This window comes from Candidatus Methylacidiphilales bacterium (genome assembly GCA_025056655.1).
Lineage (GTDB): Bacteria > Verrucomicrobiota > Verrucomicrobiia > Methylacidiphilales > JANWVL01 > JANWVL01.
Map to the genome: position 1 here is coordinate 1 of JANWVL010000122.1, position 4,010 is coordinate 4,010.

The 4,010-nt window shown below is 36.6% G+C and carries 5 protein-coding genes; all 5 read left to right on the forward strand.

Going from position 1 to position 4,010, the window contains the following annotated elements; genetic code table 11:
* The coding region (locus tag NZM04_08040) for an NAD(P)H-hydrate epimerase (GenBank protein ID MCS7063972.1) at positions 1 to 966 on the forward strand (966 nt) is incomplete at its 5' end.
* Between the two features lie 70 nt (positions 967 to 1,036).
* Complete coding sequence (locus NZM04_08045; protein MCS7063973.1) at positions 1,037 to 1,450, forward strand: hypothetical protein; 414 nt, start codon at positions 1,037 to 1,039, stop codon at positions 1,448 to 1,450.
* A gap of 4 nt (positions 1,451 to 1,454) precedes the next feature.
* On the forward strand, positions 1,455 to 1,991 hold the full coding sequence (locus NZM04_08050) for a hypothetical protein (protein MCS7063974.1): 537 nt from the start codon (positions 1,455 to 1,457) through the stop codon (positions 1,989 to 1,991).
* 634 nt (positions 1,992 to 2,625) lie between these two features.
* A complete protein-coding gene (locus NZM04_08055; protein MCS7063975.1) occupies positions 2,626 to 2,772 on the forward strand; it encodes a hypothetical protein in 147 nt (48 codons plus the stop codon).
* Between the two features lie 420 nt (positions 2,773 to 3,192).
* Positions 3,193 to 4,010, forward strand: an 818-nt coding sequence (locus NZM04_08060; protein ID MCS7063976.1) for a hypothetical protein, incomplete at its 3' end; no start/stop codon positions are given.

Genomic DNA, 4,010 nt, shown 5'->3' on the forward strand with positions numbered 1-4,010 from the left:
CTATGGTCTCTTGCAAAGCTGGAGAAGAAAACGGGAAATTGGAAAATCGCTGCAGAAACGTTCGACACCTACGCCCGCACCCCTGGCGTGCCTTCTGCACTCGCCCTAATGGCTCGTATAGAATGGCTTGATGCGTTGCTCAAGAAAGGGGATTCTAAATCTATCTCTGATGCCTATCGGGAAATCATTACCACGATACAGTCGAGAAATAGCTACACGTTGGCTATTGATGTTGCTCGCAAGATAACAAAGATGAATGTTAGCACAGCATCAAACCAGCTAGCCAATGAAATAGGATTGCTGGCAGTCAGTCGCTGTGAAGAGGAAATAACACGTTCAGCCAATATCGCAGAGCAAAGGCATCATATAGATAAATTAATAAGATTTTTAGGTTATGATATGGGATGGAATGATACAACTATTAGAATCTGGGAAAAATATATTTATCCATCACAGGATCAGTTAAATGATGGGAGCGAAACATGGTGGGGGATAGCTTCTTTAGTAATTAGAGCTTACTTAAGAAAAGGAATGGTCGCTGAGGGGGAGAGCCTATATCAAAAATGGATTTCTAGTAGTTCTATAAGCGATGCTGGTAAATTGCACATAATGATTCAATACGGTGATTGGTTGGTAGATCAAGGATTATATAATCGTGCAGATGATCTCTATAATCAAGTCACTACAATACAGACCCATCACAGGTATTTAGCTTATGGTCATCATTGGTTAATGATACGAGCATCGGCTCGAGGAGATTTAAGTTTGGCTCAATTCCATGCAAAACAAGTTATCCGCTATCAAAATTCTGACTCGAGAGCTGCTAGGTCAATGATCATAAAAAGTGAGTTGATTATGAAAAACTTAAATCCAAATATCACATTAGTCAGTGGTGTCGATAGAATAGAGATAGAAAAAGAATTAGCAGATCTAATGGCCGCTATCGAAATCGCAAAAAGAAACTAGTCAACGAAGGAAAAAAATGAGAAAAATTAAGTTGACAAGATACTTGATAGTTTTTACAATTCTCACGATCATGATATTTCCTACTTTACAAGGTTCAAATCCCTGTGCTCCTCCGAATTGTTGTCCGCCGAAAAAACGTGTCGGAGATGTCTATATTCAAGAATACAATGAAATTACTAAAACAAGGCACTTCTTAGAATATTGTGGCTTTTCAAACGGAGTGAATTTAGGACCAGCATTTTCATTCAATCACCAAGGGAATTGGTGTAGATATACTCAACCATTAGGAACCATTAGGATTGGCGATACTGGCCCATTTCCTGATAAGCCACCCGAAGGTAGATGGATTGGACAAAAAATTGAAATTCATATTCATTTGCCTGACCGAATAGAAGGTTGTATACCACCGCGAATTGCGTGTGATGGTGTTGTTATTTCCGAGAAAAATGTATTTATTGCAAGATTATATGAGTATTGTGAGTGATTTTATGAATAAAATAAAACTAGATATATTTGCTCTTATTTATTTTTGCCTACTTTCAGGTTTTCTGAATGCTTCGAATAATCGATTTGGAGATTTTGAAATAGAATGTCTTAGAGTAGATATAGGTGAGAAGACAAATCTTGATGAATTAAAAGAGATAATTATTAAGTATTATTCAGCTATTATAAATAAAAACTATACTGAGGCTATAAGCTGTCTAAATAATAATCTACCATACAAAGAAAAGATGTTTTCTCCATTTGCTGATCGTATATATCATAAAAGCTTCAAAATTAGTGAAAGTGAAAAGCCGATAAAAATCTTTTCAATTTATGAAATTAAAGATGATGAATTCCAAAAAATTGTATTAGTTACATTATCTGTGCCTGTGGAAAGCCAAAATCATACTGGACAATCGACATTATTCAAGGAAGCGCTACCTTTAACAGATATGTTTGTATATGAAAAATCTAAATGGACTGTAGTTCCGCTTTTTTTAGCTCCATATCTAGCAATAGATATAAAACCATCTCAAAATTAAAAATTATAAAGTAATCACTATCGGGAACTTCTAGATTAGCTAGTGATATGGAAATTTGCTTTAAATATCATGATGTTTCTTTAGGATAGTATAGAAGGGGCTCGATGCTGAGTGAGATGGCAACGGAAGAAGCTGACTCCATGATTATGGTTTCGTTTTTCTTTAACAACACACGATCTTCGAGGTCACAGAGCTTGGCAGGCGAATGTAATTTCGTATTGTGAAGAAATTCGAAGAAGAAATTCCAATCCTCAGGCAACAAACCATCTCACTAAGCTCTGTCTGTAGTGAATACTAGGGAAAAACAATGTAGTCGTAGCTACCCTAGAAAAGAAATCTTAAGACTGGCAAGCTGAGGCACAAGATTTCCACACCTACGCCCGAACAATGAACGTTCCCGCCTGCCTCGCGCTGATGGCTCGACTGGAGTGGCTTGAGACGTTGCTATAAAAAAGCAAAATTATAGAAATGGTGATCAGAATATCCGCGAGCAGATCGAGTCTATACAGCGATAGTAGCCCTTAACCTCTCGCATCACTACACCGGATATGGGCATTATTGGCTGATGTAGAGAGCATTAGGTCGAGGACAAGAGCTGCAAGCTAAAGCACATGCCGGAGAGGTAGTGCGAACTATGGAAGATCAGAAAGATTATACTCTACTACGCGGGATGTATCTTCGCGCGAAGATAGTGCTCGGAATAATCGAGCCCAAGGAACGTAAAGAGGCAGAGGAGCAGGAGAAGATACTACGCGATTGTGTGAAAAGGTATCATGTTTAGCAAAAGGAACATAGGGAAAACCCAAATAAGAGAAAGAACATGAAAACAAAATTTATGAAGAAAAAAGCTTGCAGTAAGCGTGGTAGCCGCTATATTGATATGCATGGGGTTCTATCTTCAGATCCTTGTAGCAAATAGCAGCGGGCCTGGAGGGTGTGTGAAATTAGAGTTAGGAAATTCAATTAGCATTATTTGTCGAGATAGAAAGATTTATAAAGGCGCAGTAACCGATGCAAAATGTGGGGATAGAAGTACAGTTGAAGATTGTAGACTAGAGACAGCACAAATGCCTAATGTCAGTGTATCAACGTGGCACCTGGGAGGGTGTCAAAGAATAAGCGATCACGATGAAGAAATAAATCTCGGGACTGTAACCTGGGAATATAAAAAAGCTATTGTAAGCGCATGCAATAAGTAATTATGAAGAGAAAAATTAAAATTGCACACATATCAACAATATGCTTTTTTTCAATTTGTGTATTAGGATATTCTAGTGAGAAAGAATTTATTGATAAAATAAGGAATATTATAGAACATTTAACACCTAATGAGGGAGTATATATAAATGCTGAGTATGGGTTTTCAATGGATTACCAAGACAAAGAAATTAAAGACATGAATTTTAGACGCAAGGCAGAAATATTTTTTTTGAATAATAAAATAAAATGCGTATATGATACTGGCGATGAATATTATATTGATATAAATAACAAAGAGATAAATAGCTATACCCCATCTGAAAAATGGATAAGAAGACAAAAAATTGAAGGCCATAAAGTATATGATTACTTGCCGAATTTTTGCCGCGATGGACTTATGCCATGGCTTTTTTTAGAAATTAAGCTAAAATTAAACAGTGAAGATCCTGATGCCCGATACACATGTAATCCTAAGGATCGAGTATATACCGTTAGCGAAAGAAAAGTGCAGGTGGATACAATCTATGATTGCGGAAAGGATGCTGCGTCAAAAAGTCATTATATTATTGAATTTAAAAAATATGAAGGTAAAAATGTAATTTATAGATATTATCTAGAAAATGAGTATATAAAGAATAAAGGCAGTTGCAAGATAAGAGCAACTTCAGATAGAAAATTCTTAGACTGGAAAAATTATGGTTGGGTAATGCTGCCCCAAAGCATGCGAGAAGTAAGTGCTCGGACAGAATATGAAAATGAAAAACAAGCACGCGGAGAGACTAATTATACTAGAGAAGATTACTTTAAAATAATAGAGGT